Raw genomic sequence first — 18,923 nt, forward strand, 5'->3', positions numbered from 1 at the left:
TGTCCGGCTCACTGCGCCGGCACCTTGTCGAGAAAACCGGTGACGCTCTTGAGGCGGCCGTTCTCGATGATTCCGATGTCGGTACCTTCGATCACCGAAGGCGTTCCCTCAGGTCCGAGATTCCACGAGAAGCGGATCTTGTCGGCAAAACCGTCCGGCGTACCCTTCAGCGAGAACCGGAAACCGGCAAAGCGCTGCTGCACGCCGTCGATCAGAGCCGCGACGCCTTCATGGCCATCACCCTGCATGAGCGGATCGCGGTAGCTGACGTCTTCCGTGAAGGTCGCCTTGAGCAATTCGGCCCGGCGGCCGGCATCGCTTTCGTTCCAGGCGGTGATGTAGTTTTTAGCGATCTTGGTGAGGTCGGTCATGGTCTGTCTCCTTCGTTTGGTGGCTTTGACATGACCCTTTTCAACCAGCGCCGGCGTGAAACCAATTACGCCTGAGGTAATGGCGTCAGAACTTTGTGAGAGGACAGAAATCATGAGCAGTGGATTTTTCGGCGACATCCAGAAGATCAAATATGAAGGGCCGGATTCGACCAATCCGCTGGCCTATAGGTTCTACAATCCCGATGAGGTCGTCGCCGGCAAGCGGCTGGAAGATCATCTGCGCTTCGCCGTTGCCTACTGGCACTCCTTTGCCTGGCCGGGTGGCGATCCGTTCGGCGGCCAGACTTTCGACCGGCCGTGGTTTCCCAAGGCCGGCGGCGTCGACACGATGGAGCTGGCAAAACTGAAAGCAGACGTCGCCTTCGAGATGTTCTCGTTGCTCGGCGCGCCCTACTTCTGCTTCCACGACGCCGATGTACGGCCGGAAGGCAAGGATTTTTCCGAGAGTGCGGCGCGCCTCGATGAGATCGCCGACTACTTCGCGGGCAAGATGAAGCAGACCGGCGTCAAGCTGCTTTGGGGCACCGCCAATCTGTTCTCCAACCGCCGCTTCATGTCGGGCGCGGCCACCAATCCCGATCCGGATGTCTTTGCCTACGCGGCGGCGACGGTAAAAAGCTGTATCGACGTCACCAAGCGGCTGAAGGGCGAAAACTACGTGCTGTGGGGCGGGCGCGAAGGCTATGAGACCCTGCTCAACACCGACCTTGCGCGCGAGCAGGAACAGGCCGGCCGGTTCCTCAGCATGGTCGTCGACTACAAGCACAAGATCGGCTTCAAGGGCACGATCCTGATCGAGCCGAAGCCGCAGGAGCCAACCAAGCATCAGTACGATTACGATGTCGCCACGGTCTACGGCTTCCTCAAGCGCTTCGGGCTGGAGAAGGAGGTCAAGGTCAATATCGAGCAGGGCCACGCCATCCTGGCCGGCCATTCCTTCGAGCACGAACTGGCTCTGGCCAATGCGCTCGGCATTTTCGGTTCGATCGATATGAATCGCAACGACTACCAGTCGGGCTGGGACACCGACCAGTTCCCCAACAACGTGCCGGAAATGGCACTGGCCTACTACCAGGTCCTGCAGGCTGGCGGCTTCAAGACCGGCGGCACCAATTTCGACGCCAAGCTGCGCCGCCAGTCGCTCGATCCGCAGGACCTGCTGATCGGCCATATCGGCGGCATGGACTCTTGCGCTCGCGGCCTGAAAGCCGCGGCGCGCATGGTCGAGGACAAGGCACTGTCGGCGCCGCTGGCCGAACGCTATGCCGGCTGGAACACGGCCGAGGGCAAGGCGATGCTTGCCGGCAAGCGCACGCTTGAGGATATCGCCGAGCGTGTCGTCAAGAAGAAGATCGAGCCGCAGCCGAGGTCCGGCCGCCAGGAACTGCTGGAAAACATCGTCAACCGCTACGTGTAGGGCGAGCGCCGCTTCATCTTTGGACCGACATCCGGCGCCACTGGCTGAAAGCCGCCGCCATCGCCATCTGCTAGTCAGCCCACTTCGCGACAAGCTGCCGAGGATCGCACAGATCTTCGGCAGCCTGCGTGGGACCAGGACGCTACACGTGTCACCGAAAGAGGGCCCGTGCGGCGGCATGTCGTCGTCCCAAACCGCTGTGCACTTTGGGCGACATGCATTGGCAGGAGACGGAAATGGCAGAGGATCGAATCATCGTGCGCCCTGCGCAGGCGAGCGATATTCCGGCGCTGAAGCAGGTGCTGCAGGAAACCTTCGAAGGCACCTGGCTGCCGAACATCACCGAAGCAGCCGCGCAACGCTATGTCGAGACGGATATTGGCGGGCGCTATGTCGACCAGAGCTGGCCTGAATTCGCCGTTGCCGAGATCGATGGCGAGGTCGCCGGCTTGATCCATTGGCGCGCGGATTTCATCGAGGCCCTGCACGTGATGGCATCCCGTCAAGGCCAAGGTGTCGGCCGCAAGCTGCTTTCCCATGCCGAACAGGCGGTCAGTGCGGCCGGATTGGCGCAGGCGCGGCTGGAGACCGACACGTTCAACCTGCCCGCACAAGCACTCTACAAAGCGGTCGGCTATATCGAGAAAAGCCGCTATCCCGATGACGAATGGGACAGTGGCTTCACCACGGTGCTGTTCGAAAAGCGGCTTTGAGCAATTCCAGGAAAAGTGGGTAACGGTTTCCCCGGGAAAAGCGTACAGCGCTTTGCCTTGGGAATTGCGCAATCCAACAATAGATTTCTCGTTGACCTGACCTGCCTGGGCGCAGGAACAGCTTTGCGCATGGCCCGGTCCAGCGACATGGTTTTGCCCTTCGACGCCCTTCAATGACCTCGCTCTTGCCTTCAAACTGCCGTCACGAATCTCGTATAAGAGTGGCTCGTGGCGGGAGAGGAAGAAGGAGGCGAACCGATATGCAGAACGAACGTGAAATCGACGCCCTGCTCTCACCTGGCGAGGCTGGATCGATCATCGACCGGCTGATGGCAATGCCGCATCCGAAGGACGGCACGCGCCGCTCGAACGAATGGGATCGCGCTGTGGCCAGCCGTTTCGAGACCCATCTTGCCAAGCAAATGCGCTCGCAGATCGACGGCGGCAGCGACCGTCAGAACGCTGCCTGATTCTATCATAGTCAGCCCCGGCGCAGCCTGACCGGCGCTTCGCCGAAAGCCCTTGAAAACGCTCTTGAAAACGCCGCGGCGGATGAGAATCCGGTCCGCCCGGCAATATCGGCCATGGCGATCCTTGTATCGACCACCAGCCGGCGCGCGGCGCCCAGGCGCAGCCTGAGATAATAGGCGCCCGGTGTCTCGCCGATCGATTTGCGAAAGATGCTCTCCAGCGTCCGTGCCGTCACGCCGGCGCGCTTGGCCACCGCTTCAATGGTCAGCGGCTGGTCGACATGCGCTTCCATCAGCCGGATGGCTTGCGCCAGCCGCGGATCGTAGCCATCGAGCCGGCCGAGCGAGACCAGCGGCTGTGCGTCGGTGGCGGCGCGCGCCTGGTCGTAGATGAAGACGCTGGCGACATCGAGCGCGACGGCCATGCCGAGCCTCGTGCGGATGAGATGCAGCATCAGGTCGAAGGTCGGCGACGCGCCGCCCGAGGTGAACACCGGCCCGTCGATGACATAACGGTCCGGACGCACGTCGACGCCGGGAAAGGCCGAGGAAAAATCCTCCATGTCTTCCCAGTGGGTGGTGGCGCTGCGTCCTTCCAGCAGGCCGGCGCGCGCCACCAGCCAGGTGCCGGCTTCGACGCCGCCGCAAGCGCGTGCTGTCCGTGCGGCCCGGCGCAGGCCGGACAACAGAGCCGATGTCGCATAGTTCTGGGTGCCGAAGCCGGCGACGACGACAAGAACGTCGGTCGACTCGCCCGCATCGAAGCGGCCGCCGACCGCCACCGGCAGGCCGCAAGTGGTGACTGGAGCCTCGCCGGTCACCGAGACCAGCTTGAAATCGAACAGGGTCTCGCCGGAGATGCGGTTGGCCGCGCGCAGTGGATCGACGGCGGATGCGACGCACATGATCGACGAACCGGAAAATACCAGCAGCGTGACCCTAAGCGGCGAGCGCTCGGCGCGAAAAATCGTTGGTTTTTCGCTTTTCGTCATGGAAGCTTCGTAAAACGCAAAACAGTTTCCGGCAAGTCGGGCATTGTTGAGGCCTATTTCTTTCGGAGGAGAGTTCCATGCCGCTTGCGATGAACCGTGAGGTCTTCATTACCTGTGCCGTGACCGGGTCCGGCGGGTCGCAGGACCGCAGCCCGCATGTGCCGCGCTCGCCCAAGCAGATCGCGGATTCCGCCATCGATGCGGCCAAGGCGGGCGCCGCCATCGTGCATTGCCATGTGCGCGATCCCGAGACCGGTAGGCCGAGGCGCGACGTACATCTCTACCGCGAAGTGACCGAGCGCATCCGCGCGGCAGAAGTCGACGTCATCCTGAACCTGACCGCCGGCATGGGCGGCGACATGGTGTTCGGATCGCCGGAAGCGCCGCTGCCGCTCAACGAAAAAGGCACCGACATGGGCGGTGCCACCAACCGCATGGAACATGTGCGCCAATGCCTGCCGGAAATCTGCACACTCGACTGCGGCACCATGAATTTCGCCGAGGCCGACTATGTCATGACCAACACGCCCGGCATGCTGCGCGCCATGGGCGGCATGATGACGGCGCTCGGCGTCAAGCCGGAGATCGAGGCTTTCGACACCGGCCATCTGTGGTTCGCCAAGCAACTGGTCGAGGAAAAGGTGCTCAACCCGGATGCGCTGGTGCAGCTTTGCATGGGCGTGCCGTGGGGTGCGCCTGATGATCTCAACACCTTCATGGCCATGGTCAACAATGTGCCGTCGACCTGGAACTGGTCGGCCTTCGCCATCGGCCGCAACCAGATGGCTTATGCCGCGGCGGCGGTGCTGGCCGGCGGCAATGTCCGCGTCGGGCTGGAGGACAATCTGTGGCTCGACAAGGGCGTGCTGGCCACCAACGCACAGCTGGTCGAGCGCGCCGCCAGCATCGTCACCAATCTCGGCGCCAGAATCCTTGGACCGGAAGAGGTACGGCAGAAGCTCAACCTCACCAAGCGGGCGCCGATCGCGGGAGGGTCGGCATGACTACCGTAAAATTCACCGCGATGAAGGATGGCGACCGGGACGACTACGAGTTCCTGACCGCGCATGAAATCGACTATGCGGCCAGGACCGGCGAGCGGCTGCTCGACGCGCTGGTGCAGCTCGACGCGGGTCTTTCCGGCTACAAGATCACCCGGCTCGGCCATTCGCTGCAGGCAGCGACACGTGCCTGGCGCGACGGCGCAGACACCGACTGGATCGCTTGCGCGCTGCTGCACGACATCGGCGACATCTATGCGCCTTACAATCACGACGAATATGCCGCTTCGATCCTGAAACCTTTCGTGCGCGAGCAGTGCACTTGGGTGGTGGAAAAGCATGGCGACTTCCAGCGGCTCTATTATGCCCATCATCTCGGCGGCAACCGCCACGCCCGCGACCGCTTTGCCGGCCATGCTTATTTCGACGATTGCGACCAGTTTTGCGAACGCTGGGACCAGTCCAGCTTCGACCCCGACTATGACACGCTGTCGATGGAATTCTTCCGGCCCTTCGTGCTCGAAGTCTTTGCCCGCAAGGCCTACGATCCCTCGGTGATCCGAGCCGGCGAGCGCGTACCCCTCATCGATCCCGCAACCGCCGCGACAAGAACCGGAGCTTCAGCATGAGCATCATCAACAAGGCAGCCGCCATCGGCGGCGGCGTCATCGGCGCCGGCTGGGTGGCGCGCCTGCTGCTCAACGGCATCGACGTGTCGATCTTCGATCCCGATCCCGAGGCGTCGCGCAAGGTCGGCGAAGTGATGAAGGGCGCGCGCCGCGCCTATAAGCAGATGGTGCCCGGCGGCCTGCCGAAAGAGGGCAAGCTGACCTTCGCCAAGACCATCGCCGAAGCGGTCGCCGATGCCGATTTCATCCAGGAGAGCGTGCCGGAGCGGCTCGACCTGAAACACCGCGTGCTGGCCGAGATCGACGCTCACGCGCCGGCCAACGCGATTGTCGGCTCCTCGACTTCCGGCATCAAGCCGACCGACATGCAGGTGGCGATGAAGAAGCATCCGGAGCGGCTGGTCGTCGGCCATCCGTTCAACCCGGTCTATCTCCTACCGCTGGTGGAGATCGTCGGTGGCGAGCAGACCTTTCCCGAGGCGATCGAGGTCGCCAAGGAGATGTATGCCTCGATCGGCATGAAGCCTGTCGTCATCCGCAAGGAGATCGAGGCCTTCGTCGGTGACCGCCTGCTCGAAGCGGCATGGCGCGAGGCGCTGTGGCTGATCAAGGACGGCATCTGCACGGTCGAGGAACTCGACGACATCATGCGCTACGGCTTCGGCCTACGCTGGGCGCAGATGGGCATGTTCCAGGTCTATCGCGTCGCCGGCGGCGAGGCCGGCATGCGCCACTTCATGGCGCAGTTCGGGCCGTGCCTGAAATGGCCATGGACCAAGCTGATGGACGTGCCTGAGTTCAACGACGAACTGGTCGACCTGATCGCCACGCAGTCGGACGAACAGGCGCATGGGCTGTCGATCCGCGAGCTGGAAAAGATCCGCGACGACAATCTGGTCGCCATCATGGATGCGCTGTCGAAACAAAACAAAGGCAAGGGCTGGGGCGCCGGCGCGCTGCACAAGGACTATACCAGGCAGCTGGCCAAGCTGGCGGCGAAGAAGCCTGTGGCCTCCAAGGCGGCCGAGAAGGCCAAAGCCTTGAAACCGGTCAAGAAAGCCGAAAAGCCGAAGAAAAAGACCGGCAAGAAGAAAGGCTGAGAGCATGGATTTCGGGCTGTCGGAGGAACAGAAGCTCATCGTCGAGACGACGCGCGCGTTCGTCGAGAACGAGCTTTACCCGCATGAGCGCGAGGTCGAGCGCACCGGTGTGCTGCGCCGCGACCTGATCGAGGAGATCAAGGTAAAGGCGATCGAGGCAGGGCTCTATGCCGCCAACATGCCGGCCGATGTCGGCGGAGCGGGCCTCGATACGGTGACCTGGCTGCTCTACGAGAAGGAACTCGGCCGCGCCAATTACGCGCTGCACTGGACCTGCGTGGCGCGCCCCTCCAACATCCTCCTGGCCGGCACGCCCGAGCAGCGCGAGAAATATCTGTTCCCCTGCATCCGTGGCGAGAAATGGGACTGCCTGGCGATGACCGAGCCGGGCGCCGGCTCCGACCTGCGCGGCATGAAGGCGACCGCCGTGCAGGATGGCGACGACTGGGTGCTGAACGGCACCAAGCATTTTATCTCCCACGCCGACCTCGCCGACTTTGCCATCGTTTTCATGGCCTCAGGCGAAGAGGATTCGCCGCGCGGAAAACGCAAGAAGATCACCGCCTTCTTCGTCGACAAGGGCACCAAGGGCTTTACGGTGCGCGACGGCTACCGCAACGTCTCGCATCGCGGCTACACCAACGCCATCCTCGAATTCGACGATTGCCGGCTACCCGGAGCCCAAGTGTTGGGCGAAGTCCACAAGGGGTTCGATGTCGCCAATTCCTGGCTAGGCGCCACCCGGCTGCAGGTCGGCGCCACCTGCCTCGGCCGCGCCGAGCGTGCGCTTGGCCATGCCGTCGAATACGCCGCGCAGCGCCAGCAGTTCGGCCAGCAGATCGGCAAGTTCCAGGGCGTGTCGTTCAAACTCGCCGACATGGCGACCGAACTGAAGGCCGCCGACCTGATGGTGTTTGAAGCCGGCTGGAAGTACGATCAGGGCACCATCACCGACCAGGACATGGCCATGGCCAAGCTGAAGGCCACCGAAATGCTCGCGTACGTCGCCGATGAAGCGATCCAGATCCATGGCGGCATGGGGCTGATGGACGATCTGCCGCTGGAGCGCATCTGGCGCGACGCGCGCGTCGAGCGCATCTGGGAAGGCACATCCGAGATCCAGCGCCACATCATTTCAAGGGCGCTGCTGCGCCCGTTCGGGGCATAACATATGCATAAACTGGAGCGTCTCCTGCGGCCTAAATCGATCGCCGTCTTCGGCGGTGCGCAGGCCGCAGCCGTCGTCGCGCAATCGATCAAGATGGGTTTTGCCGGCGAGATCTGGCCGGTGCATCCGACCAAGGACGAGGTTGCCGGTCGCAAGGCCTATCGTTCGGTGGCTGACCTGCCCGGCGCGCCGGATGCTGCCTTTGTCGGCGTCAACCGGCATTTGACCATCGAGGTGATCAAGGCGCTGGCCGAACGCGGCGCCGGCGGCGCCGTCTGCTTTGCCGCCGGCTTCCTCGAAACCGAGGCCTATGACGATGATGGCGAGCGGCTGCAGGCCGAGCTGGTCGCGGCGGCCGGCCAGATGCCGATCATCGGGCCGAATTGCTACGGCCTGATCAATTATGCCGACGGCGCGCTGCTGTGGCCCGACCAGCATGGCGGCATAAGACTGGCCGAGGGCGGCAAGGGCGTCGCCATCATCACCCAGTCCTCCAACATCGCCATCAACATGACCATGCAGAAGCGCGGCCTGCCGATCGCCTTCCTGATGACCGCCGGCAACCAGGCGCAGACCGGCCTGTCCGAAATGGCGCTCGGCCTGATCGAGGATGAGCGGGTCACGTCGCTCGGCCTGCACATCGAGGCCTTCGATTCGGTAGCCGGCTTCGAACGGCTGGCGGCACGAGCCCGCGAGCTGAAGAAGCCGATCATCGCCATGAAGGTCGGCCGTTCCGAACAGGCCAGGCAAGCGACTGTCTCGCATACCGCGTCGCTCGCCGGCTCGGACGCGGCCTCGGGTGCGTTCCTGCGGCGGCTCGGCATTGCGCGCGTCGATTCGATCCCTGCCTTCATCGAGGCGCTGAAGCTGCTGCACATCACCGGACCTTTGCCCGGCTATAGGCTGTCGTCGATGAGCTGCTCCGGCGGCGAGGCCTCCGTCATGGCCGACAGCGCCGAAGGCCGCTGGGTCAATTTCCCTGTGCTGACCGACAGCCACCGCGCCCATGTCAAATCGACGCTCGGGCCGCTGGTCGCGGTCGCCAATCCCTTGGACTATCACACCTTCATCTGGAACAACGAGCCGGCGATGACCGCCACCTTCACCGCCATGGTGTCGGGCGGTTTCGACCTCAACATGCTGGTGCTCGATTTTCCGCGACCCGACCGCTGCTCGGTCACCGACTGGTGGGCGACGTTGCGCGCTTTCGAATCGGCGCTCAAGACCAACAAGGCGCATGGTGCGATCGTCTCCTCGCTGCCGGAGAACCTGCCGGAGGAATACACTGCCGAACTGATGGCGCGCGGCATGGTGCCGTTGTTCGGCATTTCGGAAGCGATGGATGCAGCCGGCGCAGCAGCCTTCATCGGCTGGGCTTGGGCTGAACCGCAGGCGCAGCCGATCGACACGTCGGCCTCCGGCGCCTCTGGCGGGGACCACGTCACGCCCGACGAAGCCGAGGCGAAGTCACGGCTGATCAAAGCCGGCCTGCCGGTGCCGAAGGGCGAGCGCGCCGCCAATGCCGTCGAAGCGGTGATTTCGTCCATGGCGCTCGGCTTTCCCGTCGCGTTGAAGGCGCTCGGCGTCCCCCACAAATCCGAAGTTGGCGCTGTCAGGCTCAATCTCAGGGATGCCGAATCTGTCAGCACCGCAGCGCATGACCTGTTGCCGCTCGGCACCGGGCTCTATGTCGAGCGCATGGTGCGCGACGGTGTTGCCGAACTCATCGTCGGCTTCACCCGCGATCCGATGTTCGGCGCGGTGATGACGCTCGGCACTGGTGGCGTGCTGGTCGAGCTGTTGCGCGACAGCGTCACGCTGATGCTGCCGGCGACCCGCGACGATATCGAGGCGGCGCTGCGCGGCCTGAAACTGTTCCCGCTGCTCGAAGGCTATCGCGGCCGGCCGAAGGCCGATGTCGCGGCTGCCATCGATGCTATCTCTGGCATTGCCGCCTTCGTGCAGCAGAATGCCGGTGAGATCGAAGAACTGGACATCAACCCGCTGATCGTCTGTGCAGAGGGCAAGGGCGCCTGGATCGCCGACGCGCTGCTGGTGCTGGGAGAGAACAAGAATGTCTGACGTCATTTCGACCCGCCGCGAGGGCACCATCCTCGAAGTCACCCTCGACCGGCCCAAGGCCAACGCCATCGACCTGAAGACCTCGCGGCTGATGGGCGAGACCTTCAAGGCGTTCCGAGACGATTCGGAATTGCGCGTCGCCATCGTCAAGACCGCTGGCGACAAGTTCTTCTGCGCGGGCTGGGACCTCAAAGCAGCTGCCGGCGGCGATGCGGTCGACGGCGACTATGGCGTCGGCGGCTTTGCCGGCCTGCAGGAGCTGCGCGACCTCAACAAGCCGATCATCGCGTGCGTCAACGGCATGGCGGTCGGCGGCGGCTTCGAGCTGGCGCTGTCCTGCGACCTCATCTACGCCTCCGATCATTCCTCCTTCGCGCTGCCCGAGATCCGAGCCGGCACGCTGGCCGACGCGGCGACGATCAAGCTGCCGAAGCGCATCCCCTACCATGTCGCCATGGACCTTCTGCTCACCGGCCGCTGGATGGATGTCGCTGAAGCGCATCGCTGGGGCTTGGTCAACGAAGTGCTGCCCAAGGAAAAGCTGGAAGATCGCGTCTGGGAGATCGCCCGGCTGCTCGCAGGCGGCCCACCGCTGGTGTTTGCCGCGATCAAGGAGACGGCGCGCGTGGCCGAGGCGCTGACCTTCCAGGACGCCATGAACAAGGTGACCCGCCGGCAATTGCCGACGGTCGATGCGCTCTATGGCTCCGAGGACAATGTGGAGGGTTTTCGGGCTTTTGCGGAGAAGCGTCAGCCGGTGTGGAAGGGGAAGTAAGGATTGTTGCCTAAATGACGGCGCTTACCCCCCTCTGTCCTGCCGGACATCTCCCCCTCAAGGAAGGAGATTGGCAGCTTCGATCTCTGCACTCTTCTTGCGACGCAGAAGGTTGGCGAAAGCCTTCGCAACATCCGATCTCCCCCCTTGAGGGGGAGATGTCCGGCAGGACAGAGGGGGGCGCCCAGGCTCAGCCTTGGCCGCCTCTCCAGCACCCATGACCGACTACATCAAGCTCATCGACGCCGAGACCTGGGCCTTCATCGAGCGCACCAATTCCTATTACCCGCCCGATACGATCGACTACAAGATCGCGCAGCAGCGCGAGATTTACGACCGCATGTGCCGGGAATTCTTTGCCGGCTATCCCGAGGGCGTCGCTGTCGAAACCTCCGCCATCGCAACGCCGACGCATGACATCCCGATCCGCATCTACCGAAGCACACTTCAGGCAGCCGTGACGGTGCTCTATGTCCATGGCGGTGGCTTCATCCTTGGTGGGCTGGACAGCCACGACGATGTTTGCGCGGAGCTGTGCTCGCGCACAGGCTATGAGGTGGTCTCCGTAGATTACCGGCTGGCGCCGGAACATTTGCATCCAGCCGCCTTCGACGATGCCATGAGCGCCTTCGAATGGGCCGCCGCCAATCGCGATCATCCTATCGTGCTCTGCGGCGACAGCGCCGGCGGCAATCTCTGCGCCGCCGTCAGTCACGCCACGCGCGGCCATTCGAAAAAGGCCGGTCGGCCAGGTGCTGATCTATCCCGGCCTCGGCGGAGACCGCTCGAAAGGCTCCTATGTCAAGCACGCCGAAGCGCCGATGCTGACCGTGCGCGATCTCGAATTCTACAAGCACATTCGCACTGGAGGGCAAGACCGTAGCGGCGATGCGACGCTGGCCCCGCTTGCCGACACCGATTTCTCCAACTTGCCGCCGACAGTGCTGATCACCGCCGAATGCGACCCGCTGTCATCGGATGGCGAGACCTATCGCGACCTGATCATCACGGCAGGTGGCCACGCGACGTGGTTCGAGGAGCCGGGATTGGTTCACGGCTATCTCAGAGCCCGGCACACGGTTGGCCGCGCCCGCACCAGCTTCACCCGGATCGTCGATGCGGTGACCGCGCTTGGACGGGGCGGCTGGCGCTGGTGATCGCGGCCAAACTCTGAGGACCAAGTGGCGCCCCTTCACGCCACCGAGGCAGCCGCTGCCCGGCCGGCGCTGCGGCCGGAAAAGATGCAGCCGCCGAGGAAGGTGCCTTCGAGCGCCGCATAGCCATGCACGCCGCCGCCGCCGAAACCGGCGGCTTCGCCGACGGCATAGAGCCCGGCGACCGGCTGCCCATCTGCCCCCAGCACGCGGCTGTCGAGATCGGTCTGCAGGCCGCCCAGCGTCTTGCGGGTCAGGATGTTAAGCCGCACCGCGATCAGCGGGCCATTTGCCGGATCGAGCATCTTGTGCGGCTTGGCCGTGCGGATCAGCCGGTCGCCGAGATAGGCGCGCGCGCCGCGCAGAGCGGTGATCTGCATATCCTTGGAGAACGGGTTGTCGAGCTGCCTATCGCGGGCGCGGATCTCGCGCTCGACTTGAGCCACCTCAAGCAGCGCCTCGCCGCCGGCCAGCGCGTTCATGCGCGCGACCAGCGCCGGCAAATCGGCCTCGACGATGAAGTCCTCGCCCTTTTCCATGAACGCCTTGACGGGGCCCGGAATGCCCGATGTGGCGCGGCCGAGCACCTGGCGCCAGCTCTTGCCGGTCAGATCGGGGTTCTGCTCGGAGCCCGACAGCGCGAACTCCTTCTGGATGATCTTCTTGGTCAGGATGAACCAGGAATAGTCGAAGCCGGTGCTCATGATGTGGGAGAGCGTGCCCAGAGTGTCGAAGCCGGGATAGAGCGGCACCGGCAGGCGCTTGCCGCGCGCATCGAGCCACAGCGATGATGGGCCGGGCAGGATGCGTATCGCATGGTCGGTCCAGATCGGCGCCCAGTTCTTGATGCCCTCGACATAGTGCCACATGCGGTCGCGGTTGATGATCGAACCGCCGGCCTGTTCCGTGATCGCCAGCATGCGGCCGTCGACATGGTCGGGCACGCCGGTGATCATGCGCTTGGGCGCCGCGCCCAGCCGCTGCGGCCAGTTTTCCCGCACAAGCTGATGGTTGGCGCCGATGCCGCCGGAAGCGACGATCACGGCTTGCGCGCGAAGCTCGAAATCTCCTGATATTTCGCGCGAACTCTTGTGGCCGCGCTCGGCGGTGCTCGGTTGCAGGATGTCGCCGCGCACCCCGTCGACAGTCGCACCCGTGCGGGTCAATTCATCGACCCGATGGCGGAATTTGAAACTGATCAGTCCGCGCTTCTGCGCCTCGCGCACGCGCTGTACGAAGGGGTCGAGAACGCCGGGGCCCGTGCCCCAGGTGATGTGGAAGCGCGGCACCGAATTGCCGTGGCCGATGGCATTGCCGCCGCCTCGCTCGGCCCAGCCGACCACGGGAAAGAATTTCAGGCCGCGCTGTATCAGCCAGGAGCGTTTTTCGCCGGCGGCAAAGCCGACATAGGCTTCCGCCCATTTGCGCGGCCAGAAATCCTCGGGCCGATCGAAAGCCGCGGTGCCCAGCCAGTCTTCCAGCGCCAGGTCATGCGAATCGCGGATGCGCATGCGCCGCTGCTCGGGCGAATCGACGAGGAAAAGGCCGCCGAACGACCAGAATGCCTGGCCGCCGAGCGACTGCTCCGGCTCCTGGTCGACGATGATGATTTTCTTGCCGGCCTCGGCGAGCTCGGCGGCGGCAACCAGCCCTGCAAGGCCGGCGCCGACAATGATCACGTCCGCATCGTCAGCCATTTTTCCTCCCAGAATTAGCCGGCTATTTCAATGCAAGGAATTCAGACGGTCTCCCAGCCTTCTTTGCCGCCGGCGCGGAAGATGGCGTCGATGACTTTCTGGTTGAGCACCGATTCCTCCAGCGTGAAGACGCGCTCCTTGCCGCCCTGTGCCGCGCGCGCGAAGGTCTCGACCTCCAGCCGGTACTGCTGCGTGCCGGGAAAGCGGAAAACCTGCGCCTCGGTGTGGTTCTGGTTGTGTAGTTCGACGCGGTGGTGGTCGTAGAGCCCGGCATTGAAAGGCGAGAACAACTCGATGAAACCCTTCTCGCCGTGGAACACCATCACCTGGCGCGCCGCCATCTGCGTCGACAGATAGAACGACAGCTCGAAGTCACCGAAATCGGCACGGATCGAGGAGTAGATGTCGGTGCCGAATGTCTTGTCGCGCTCGATCGTCGCCTGCACGCGCAGCGGCTCCTTGCCGGTGGAAAAGCGCGTCGACACGGTCGGGTAAACGCCGATGTCGGGCAGCGCGCCGCCGCCGAGGTCGAGCTGGTTGCGCATGTTGCTGGGGTCGACGTTGTAGTAGGAGAACGCGCCCTGCACATGGCGCAGCCGGCCGATGGCGCCGCTGGCGATGAGCTCGCGCACCTTGATCCATTGCGGGTGGTAGATGACCATGAAGGCTTCGCAGACCAGCACCTTTTTCTGGTCGCGCAGCTTGATCAGCGGCAGGATGTCCTTGGCGTCGAGCGCCAGCGGCTTTTCGACCAGCACATGCTTGCCGGCTTCGATGGCCTTGGCCGCCCACTCGACATGCTGCGAGGTCGGCAGCGGGATGTAGACGCCGTCTACTTCTTTCGAGGCGAGCAGTTCCTCATAGGAGCCGAAGGCATGCCGCGCACCGAAGCGATCGGCCAGCGCCTTGGCCTTGGACAGATCGCGGCTGGCGATCGCCGACAGCACGCTATTCTCCGCCTCGACCATCGCCGGCAACAAATGCTCGCGGCCGATCTTGGCCGTCGACAACACACCCCATCGGAACATCAGGCTTCTCCATCACGATTACAGGCGACGAGGTTTGCCCGAAATCGCCGGAAAAGCCAATGACGAGGTCAGCCCCTTTTGCCGGTCAGCGTCATGTCGAAGTCGACGATGTTGGAATAGATCGGCGTGCCGACATCCATGCCGTAGCGCGACCTCAGCACCTTGCCGGTGACATGGAATTTGATCATGCCGGCCTTGAGACCGCCGAGCTCGGCCGTGAATTTTTCCGGGAACGTCTTGCCGCGCGCCGTCAGCCGGCCGCTGACGAGAGCCGTGGTGTCGCTGGTTCGGGTCACGCTGGTAGAGCGGAACTGGATTTCCGGGCTGTTGGCGGCATCAAACACCGCGTCGGAGCGCAGGAAGGCATCGATACGGCCCTGGCCGGTGCCGACGCTTTCGGGAAAAATGGTGAAATTGACAGCTGAGCGCCCGACATCGCTGTTGTCGATGCGGATCGAGCCCTTGAAGCGGGCGAAGGTGCCATTGAGGCCGCCGCCGCCGACCTTGCCGATGGAGAAGCGGATGCTGGAACTGGCCGGGCTGATCGAATAGCTGCCGGCGGCGTCACCCAGCGCGACGGCCGCAGAAACAGGCATGGCAAGGCAAGCGGCGACCGCCGCAAATCCGAGGATGCGCGTGTACATGGGGATGTTCCTTGTTGGAGGCAGCGCATTTCTTGCGCCCTCACTCCATGAACGAATGAACCGCTCGCTCTATTCCGAATCTGACGAAGGCGTGACCATGCGCGTGAGCACGCCATCCCTGAGCTGGAAATGATGCCGCAGCGCCGCCGCGACGTGGAGAGCCACAAGCGTCATGCCGGCATAGGCGAGATACCAATGTGCAGCCGCCCAGAAGCTCTCGGCACCATCCGATTCGGCCAGCGGCAGGTTCGGCATGACGAACAGGTTGAACGGCAGGCTGGGGATCTCCAGCATCGAGACCGACACCAGCGCCCAGCCGGACAAGGGCAAGGCAAGCTGAAACGCGTAGAGCGCAAGATGGGCCAACGGTGCTGCCCGACGCTCCAGGGTTCCGACCGAGCGCGGCAGCGCCGGCGTTGCATTGCCAAGGCGCCAGGCGATGCGCAGCAACACAAGCCCGAGCAGCAGGAAGCCGAAAGATTTATGCAGTTGGATCAGCTCGAAGGCGGTGCGCTGGCTGGTCAGCCGCACCATGACGAAGCCGAGCCCGAACTGGCCGATGAAAACGAGCGCAATCAGCCAGTGGAGAAGGATCGCGCCCCAGCCATAGCGGGTGGCGCTGTTGGTGATCGATGTTTGCATGGGGAGTGAACGAATGTTGGTTCGGCTTTCTTCCCGCGCGCTTCACCCTCCCCCTTGTGGGGAGGGTCGCGCAGCAAATGCCGCGAAGCGGCTTTTGCGAAGCGGGGTGGGGGTCTCGTAGGGCGCTACCCACCCCGTCCCTCAGCCGACCTACCGGGGCGAGCCGCCGATCTCGCCCGTCCTTCGGACTCCCATCAGGGCCCTCCGGAGGGAGACGAAAGGCGCGAGTTCGCCGAGCCTGGCTCCCTTCCTCTCCCTCCGGAGGGCCACAAGGGGAGGGGCGAGCCCGCTCTATCCACTCACCTTGAAGAAATCGACAAACGCCCGGAGCGCCGGGCGCATTTGCCGGCGGCTCGGATAATAGACGAAGAAGCCGTCGAAGGAGGGGCACCAGTCCTCCAGCACACGGATCAGCCTGCCGTCGGCGAGCGGCGCGCGGACATAATCCTCAAAGACGAAGGCGAGCCCAGCGCCGTCGACCGCCGCCTGGGCGATCAAATGGTCCTCGTCGAGGATCAGCGGTCCCTCCACCGCCATCTCGATCGCCTCGCGGCCTTTCTCGAACTCCCAGCGGTAGAGGATGCCGCTGGAGAAGCGGAAGCGGATGCAGCGGTGGTCAGCCAGGTCGCGCGGGTGACGCGGCTTGGGGTTGACCTCGAAATAGACCGGGGCGCCGACCACCGCGCCGCGAAGGTCCGGCCCGATGCGCACCGCGATCATGTCGCGCTGCAGGCTCTCGCCTAGCCTGACGCCAGCATCGAAGCCCCCTTCCACCACGTCGGTGAAACGGTCCTCGATGACGATCTCCAGCACGATATCGGGATAGGTCGACGCAAAGGCGCCCAACCGTGGCGTCAGCGCCAAATGGGCTGCGGTGCGCGGCACGGTCAGGCGCAGATTGCCGGCCGGCCGGTCGCGCGTCTCGATTGCCGTCTCCAGCGCCAGATCGATCTCCGACAGCGCCGGTCGCAGCCGTTCCAGCAACTGCGCACCTTCTTCGGTCGGCGCGACGCTGCGTGTGCTGCGCGCCAGCAGCCGAACGCCAAGCCGCGCCTCTAGGCTGGACACCGCATGGCTGACCGCCGAAGGCGCGATGGCCAATTCCCTGGCCGCGCCGCGAAAGCTGCCGCATTGGGCAACGGTTGCCAGCACGGCCAGTTGGGAAAGATGCGCTCGATTCATTGATCTATCTTCTAGAACAGCCCGTGCAAATGAGAGCCGATTATCGAACACAAGGCAAGGCGCTATTTCTGCCGCATCGCAACAAGGAGACGCGTTATGCAAACCCGCAAGCTAGGAACTGAATTGAACGTCTATCCCGTCGGCCTCGGCTGCATGGGCATGAGCTTCGCCTATGGCGGCCAGGCGGAAGCCGACGCAATCGCCACGCTGCACCGCGCCATCGATATCGGCGTCAATTTCTTCGACACGGCGGAGGTCTATGGCCCGTTCGAGAACGAGATCCTGCTCGGCAAGGCGCTGAAGTCCGCGCGTGACAAGGTGACGATCGCGACAAAATTCGGCTTCAGGATTTTGGAGGAAGGTACAGGCCTCGACCGCATGGCCGGCGTCGACAGCCGCCCCGAGCACGTCAAGGCGGTCGCCGAGGCGTCGCTGAAGCGGCTCGGCACGGATGTGATCGACCTCTACTACCAGCACCGTGTCGACCCCAACGTGCCGATCGAGGACACGGTCGGTGCCATGGCCGAGCTGGTGCGCGAGGGCAAGGTGCGCGCGCTCGGCCTGTCGGAGGCGAGTGCGGCGACCATCCGCCGGGCCCATGCCGTGCATCCAATTGCTGCCGTGCAGAGCGAATATTCGCTCTGGAGCCGCGACCCGGAAGACGAGGTGTTCGCCGTCTGCCGCGAACTCGGCATCGGTTTTGTTCCCTACAGCCCGCTCGGCCGTGGCCTGCTGACCGGCACGATCGCCAAGCCCGAGGCGCTGAGCGACGACGACTGGCGCCGGACCTTGCCGCGCTTCCAGGCCGAGGCGATGGAAGCCAACGCCGCTGTCATCGCGACGCTGGAAAAGCTGGCAGCTGAAAAGGGGGTAACTTCGGCCCAACTGGCGCTGGCCTGGGTGCTGCACCAGGGCGATTTCATCGTGCCGATCCCCGGCGCAAGAAGGATACGCCATCTGGAGCAGAATGCGGCGGCTGCCGGGATCGCGCTGAGTGCGGTCGAGGTGCAGGCGATTGGTGACGCGCTGTCGCCCGACAAGGTGGTCGGTAGGCGCTATGCGGAGAAGGAGCTCACGCTGGTCGATGGTTGAAAACTGGTGAGTAATCGGAAGGGGCGCCGCGCGCCCCTTTTTCGTACGCAGCGCGGTGCAGAAGGTGGGGACGCTGACGTGAAGCGCCCCCCTCTGCCCTGCCGACATTTTTACCAAGGCTCGACACTAATCTCCGGCCAATTCTCCCTTGCACGCTTACCCTTCGCCTCATGCGTGCGCTGATTGTCCATCACCCGGTTCGGCGTGATGTGAAACGAGAAAATGTCGTCAAGACCAAACGGTGCCACGATCTCGAGCTGCCCGTCAGCGTCGTATCGAACCCCGACGGCGTGCGTCTTCGAGGCAAAATGGCTAACGGATTCGCTGGCGCTCGAATAGCGCGGGCACGGCCGTCCGAACTTCTGCGGATACCACAGATGCACCCGCGCCTGGTTGCGCACCTCGACCGGCAACGCTAGCCCCTCGAAATGCTTCTCCGCCCGGCGGATCACCGCGTCCTCGGCCTCATAGGACAGGTCGCTGTCATCGAAGTAGAAAAGATCAACATCCTTGATGCCGTAGCCCGACGGTTTGCCGGTCAGGTGGTTCCAGATGCTGTTGTAGAGAGCGCCGGATACCACCAGCCAGTCCGGCAGGTCGAGCGTGCGAGCCCGCGCCACCGCGTCGCATAACAGCGGGTCGGCAGACACGATGGCGAGAAACGCCGCGCGCTGTTCTTCAAGGGGAAGGCCGGAATACCGCAGATGGTCCATCGCCCTTTGGAGGGCGATTCGCCATCTGCTCG

At 63.9% G+C, this 18,923-nt stretch carries 18 protein-coding genes and 1 pseudogene; 11 read left to right on the forward strand and 8 right to left on the reverse strand.

Going from position 1 to position 18,923, the window contains the following annotated elements; genetic code table 11:
• Positions 1-8: 8 nt before the first annotated feature.
• Positions 9-371, reverse strand: coding sequence for a nuclear transport factor 2 family protein (locus RPF88_RS20630; protein ID WP_013528288.1), 363 nt, complete (start codon positions 369-371; stop codon positions 9-11).
• A gap of 112 nt (positions 372-483) precedes the next feature.
• On the opposite strand from RPF88_RS20630, the gene xylA reads away from it, so the two are divergent.
• The 3 genes from xylA (at position 484) to RPF88_RS20645 (ending at position 2,992) form a co-directional block, all read left to right on the forward strand.
• On the forward strand, positions 484-1,809 hold the full coding sequence (xylA, locus tag RPF88_RS20635; RefSeq protein ID WP_027161006.1) for a xylose isomerase: 1,326 nt from the start codon (positions 484-486) through the stop codon (positions 1,807-1,809).
• Positions 1,810-2,045: 236 nt separating this feature from the next.
• A complete protein-coding gene (locus tag RPF88_RS20640; RefSeq protein ID WP_013528290.1) occupies positions 2,046-2,522 on the forward strand; it encodes a GNAT family N-acetyltransferase in 477 nt (158 codons plus the stop codon).
• Between the two features lie 260 nt (positions 2,523-2,782).
• Positions 2,783-2,992 (forward strand): hypothetical protein, encoded by a 210-nt coding sequence (locus RPF88_RS20645; protein WP_013528291.1) that lies wholly within the window; start codon positions 2,783-2,785, stop codon positions 2,990-2,992.
• 11 nt (positions 2,993-3,003) lie between these two features.
• On the opposite strand, the gene RPF88_RS20650 is transcribed toward RPF88_RS20645, so the two are convergent.
• Positions 3,004-3,984, reverse strand: coding sequence for a GlxA family transcriptional regulator (locus RPF88_RS20650; protein ID WP_024501969.1), 981 nt, complete (start codon positions 3,982-3,984; stop codon positions 3,004-3,006).
• A 77-nt stretch (positions 3,985-4,061) separates the two neighbouring features.
• Here RPF88_RS20650 and RPF88_RS20655 point away from each other — a divergent pair, with 77 nt between their 5' ends.
• The 7 genes and pseudogenes from RPF88_RS20655 (at position 4,062) to RPF88_RS20685 (ending at position 11,896) form a co-directional block, all read left to right on the forward strand.
• A complete protein-coding gene (locus RPF88_RS20655) occupies positions 4,062-4,988 on the forward strand; it encodes a 3-keto-5-aminohexanoate cleavage protein (protein WP_337123108.1) in 927 nt (308 codons plus the stop codon).
• Positions 4,985-5,614 carry an HD domain-containing protein gene (locus RPF88_RS20660; protein WP_013528294.1) on the forward strand — a complete coding sequence of 210 codons (630 nt, stop codon included), beginning with the start codon at positions 4,985-4,987 and terminating at the stop codon, positions 5,612-5,614. Before RPF88_RS20655 ends, RPF88_RS20660 begins: the two co-directional genes overlap by 4 nt.
• The gene (locus RPF88_RS20665) at positions 5,611-6,714 is read left to right on the forward strand and encodes a carnitine 3-dehydrogenase (protein ID WP_224675070.1); all 1,104 of its coding nucleotides are present in this window, start codon (positions 5,611-5,613) and stop codon (positions 6,712-6,714) included. The genes RPF88_RS20660 and RPF88_RS20665 overlap by 4 nt, the downstream gene beginning before the upstream one ends.
• 4 nt (positions 6,715-6,718) lie before the next feature.
• Entirely contained in the window at positions 6,719-7,882 is a 1,164-nt protein-coding gene (locus RPF88_RS20670; protein WP_337123109.1) for an acyl-CoA dehydrogenase family protein, read from the forward strand.
• A 3-nt stretch (positions 7,883-7,885) separates the two neighbouring features.
• On the forward strand, positions 7,886-9,964 hold the full coding sequence (locus RPF88_RS20675) for an acetate--CoA ligase family protein (RefSeq protein ID WP_337123110.1): 2,079 nt from the start codon (positions 7,886-7,888) through the stop codon (positions 9,962-9,964).
• Complete coding sequence (locus RPF88_RS20680; protein WP_337123111.1) at positions 9,957-10,739, forward strand: carnitinyl-CoA dehydratase; 783 nt, start codon at positions 9,957-9,959, stop codon at positions 10,737-10,739. Before RPF88_RS20675 ends, RPF88_RS20680 begins: the two co-directional genes overlap by 8 nt.
• A 217-nt stretch (positions 10,740-10,956) precedes the next feature.
• A pseudogene (locus RPF88_RS20685) lies at positions 10,957-11,896 on the forward strand (alpha/beta hydrolase).
• Positions 11,897-11,931: 35 nt separating this feature from the next.
• Here RPF88_RS20685 and RPF88_RS20690 read toward each other — a convergent pair.
• From RPF88_RS20690 to RPF88_RS20710, 5 genes are all read right to left on the reverse strand, one after another.
• Positions 11,932-13,590: an FAD-binding dehydrogenase gene (locus RPF88_RS20690; RefSeq protein WP_337123112.1), complete on the reverse strand. Its 1,659-nt coding sequence runs from the start codon at positions 13,588-13,590 to the stop codon at positions 11,932-11,934.
• Positions 13,591-13,631: 41 nt separating this feature from the next.
• Positions 13,632-14,618, reverse strand: a complete 987-nt coding sequence (locus RPF88_RS20695) for a Gfo/Idh/MocA family protein (protein WP_337123113.1) — start codon at positions 14,616-14,618, stop codon at positions 13,632-13,634.
• A gap of 68 nt (positions 14,619-14,686) precedes the next feature.
• Entirely contained in the window at positions 14,687-15,262 is a 576-nt protein-coding gene (locus tag RPF88_RS20700) for a YceI family protein (protein ID WP_013528302.1), read from the reverse strand.
• Between the two features lie 69 nt (positions 15,263-15,331).
• Positions 15,332-15,904, reverse strand: coding sequence for a cytochrome b (locus tag RPF88_RS20705; RefSeq protein WP_337123114.1), 573 nt, complete (start codon positions 15,902-15,904; stop codon positions 15,332-15,334).
• 291 nt (positions 15,905-16,195) lie between these two features.
• The gene (locus RPF88_RS20710) at positions 16,196-17,086 is read right to left on the reverse strand and encodes a LysR family transcriptional regulator (RefSeq protein ID WP_064992868.1); all 891 of its coding nucleotides are present in this window, start codon (positions 17,084-17,086) and stop codon (positions 16,196-16,198) included.
• A 96-nt stretch (positions 17,087-17,182) separates the two neighbouring features.
• On the opposite strand from RPF88_RS20710, the gene RPF88_RS20715 reads away from it, so the two are divergent.
• Positions 17,183-18,178 carry an aldo/keto reductase gene (locus RPF88_RS20715; RefSeq protein ID WP_337123115.1) on the forward strand — a complete coding sequence of 332 codons (996 nt, stop codon included), beginning with the start codon at positions 17,183-17,185 and terminating at the stop codon, positions 18,176-18,178.
• Between the two features lie 110 nt (positions 18,179-18,288).
• On the opposite strand, the gene RPF88_RS20720 is transcribed toward RPF88_RS20715, so the two are convergent.
• Positions 18,289-18,891, reverse strand: a complete 603-nt coding sequence (locus RPF88_RS20720) for a nucleotidyltransferase family protein (protein WP_337123116.1) — start codon at positions 18,889-18,891, stop codon at positions 18,289-18,291.
• Positions 18,892-18,923: the final 32 nt, after the last annotated feature.

This window comes from Mesorhizobium sp. ISC11 (genome assembly GCF_037162595.1).
GTDB lineage: Bacteria > Pseudomonadota > Alphaproteobacteria > Rhizobiales > Rhizobiaceae > Mesorhizobium > Mesorhizobium ciceri.

What these genes read in the sequence shown, in the direction of transcription:
- RPF88_RS20675 (WP_337123110.1), top strand. Translation starts at nt 7,886, where the DNA reads ATGCATAAACTGGAGCGTCTCCTGCGGCCTAAATCGATCGCCGTCTTC.
- RPF88_RS20710 (WP_064992868.1), bottom strand. Translation starts at nt 17,086, where the DNA reads ATGAATCGAGCGCATCTTTCCCAACTGGCCGTGCTGGCAACCGTTGCC.
- RPF88_RS20655 (WP_337123108.1), top strand. Translation starts at nt 4,062, where the DNA reads ATGCCGCTTGCGATGAACCGTGAGGTCTTCATTACCTGTGCCGTGACC.
- RPF88_RS20645 (WP_013528291.1), top strand. Translation starts at nt 2,783, where the DNA reads ATGCAGAACGAACGTGAAATCGACGCCCTGCTCTCACCTGGCGAGGCT.
- RPF88_RS20680 (WP_337123111.1), top strand. Translation starts at nt 9,957, where the DNA reads ATGTCTGACGTCATTTCGACCCGCCGCGAGGGCACCATCCTCGAAGTC.
- RPF88_RS20700 (WP_013528302.1), bottom strand. Translation starts at nt 15,262, where the DNA reads ATGTACACGCGCATCCTCGGATTTGCGGCGGTCGCCGCTTGCCTTGCC.
- RPF88_RS20715 (WP_337123115.1), top strand. Translation starts at nt 17,183, where the DNA reads ATGCAAACCCGCAAGCTAGGAACTGAATTGAACGTCTATCCCGTCGGC.
- RPF88_RS20670 (WP_337123109.1), top strand. Translation starts at nt 6,719, where the DNA reads ATGGATTTCGGGCTGTCGGAGGAACAGAAGCTCATCGTCGAGACGACG.
- RPF88_RS20720 (WP_337123116.1), bottom strand. Translation starts at nt 18,891, where the DNA reads ATGGACCATCTGCGGTATTCCGGCCTTCCCCTTGAAGAACAGCGCGCG.
- RPF88_RS20640 (WP_013528290.1), top strand. Translation starts at nt 2,046, where the DNA reads ATGGCAGAGGATCGAATCATCGTGCGCCCTGCGCAGGCGAGCGATATT.
- RPF88_RS20695 (WP_337123113.1), bottom strand. Translation starts at nt 14,618, where the DNA reads ATGTTCCGATGGGGTGTGTTGTCGACGGCCAAGATCGGCCGCGAGCAT.
- RPF88_RS20705 (WP_337123114.1), bottom strand. Translation starts at nt 15,904, where the DNA reads ATGCAAACATCGATCACCAACAGCGCCACCCGCTATGGCTGGGGCGCG.
- RPF88_RS20665 (WP_224675070.1), top strand. Translation starts at nt 5,611, where the DNA reads ATGAGCATCATCAACAAGGCAGCCGCCATCGGCGGCGGCGTCATCGGC.
- RPF88_RS20630 (WP_013528288.1), bottom strand. Translation starts at nt 371, where the DNA reads ATGACCGACCTCACCAAGATCGCTAAAAACTACATCACCGCCTGGAAC.
- RPF88_RS20690 (WP_337123112.1), bottom strand. Translation starts at nt 13,590, where the DNA reads ATGGCTGACGATGCGGACGTGATCATTGTCGGCGCCGGCCTTGCAGGG.
- RPF88_RS20660 (WP_013528294.1), top strand. Translation starts at nt 4,985, where the DNA reads ATGACTACCGTAAAATTCACCGCGATGAAGGATGGCGACCGGGACGAC.
- xylA (WP_027161006.1), top strand. Translation starts at nt 484, where the DNA reads ATGAGCAGTGGATTTTTCGGCGACATCCAGAAGATCAAATATGAAGGG.
- RPF88_RS20650 (WP_024501969.1), bottom strand. Translation starts at nt 3,984, where the DNA reads ATGACGAAAAGCGAAAAACCAACGATTTTTCGCGCCGAGCGCTCGCCG.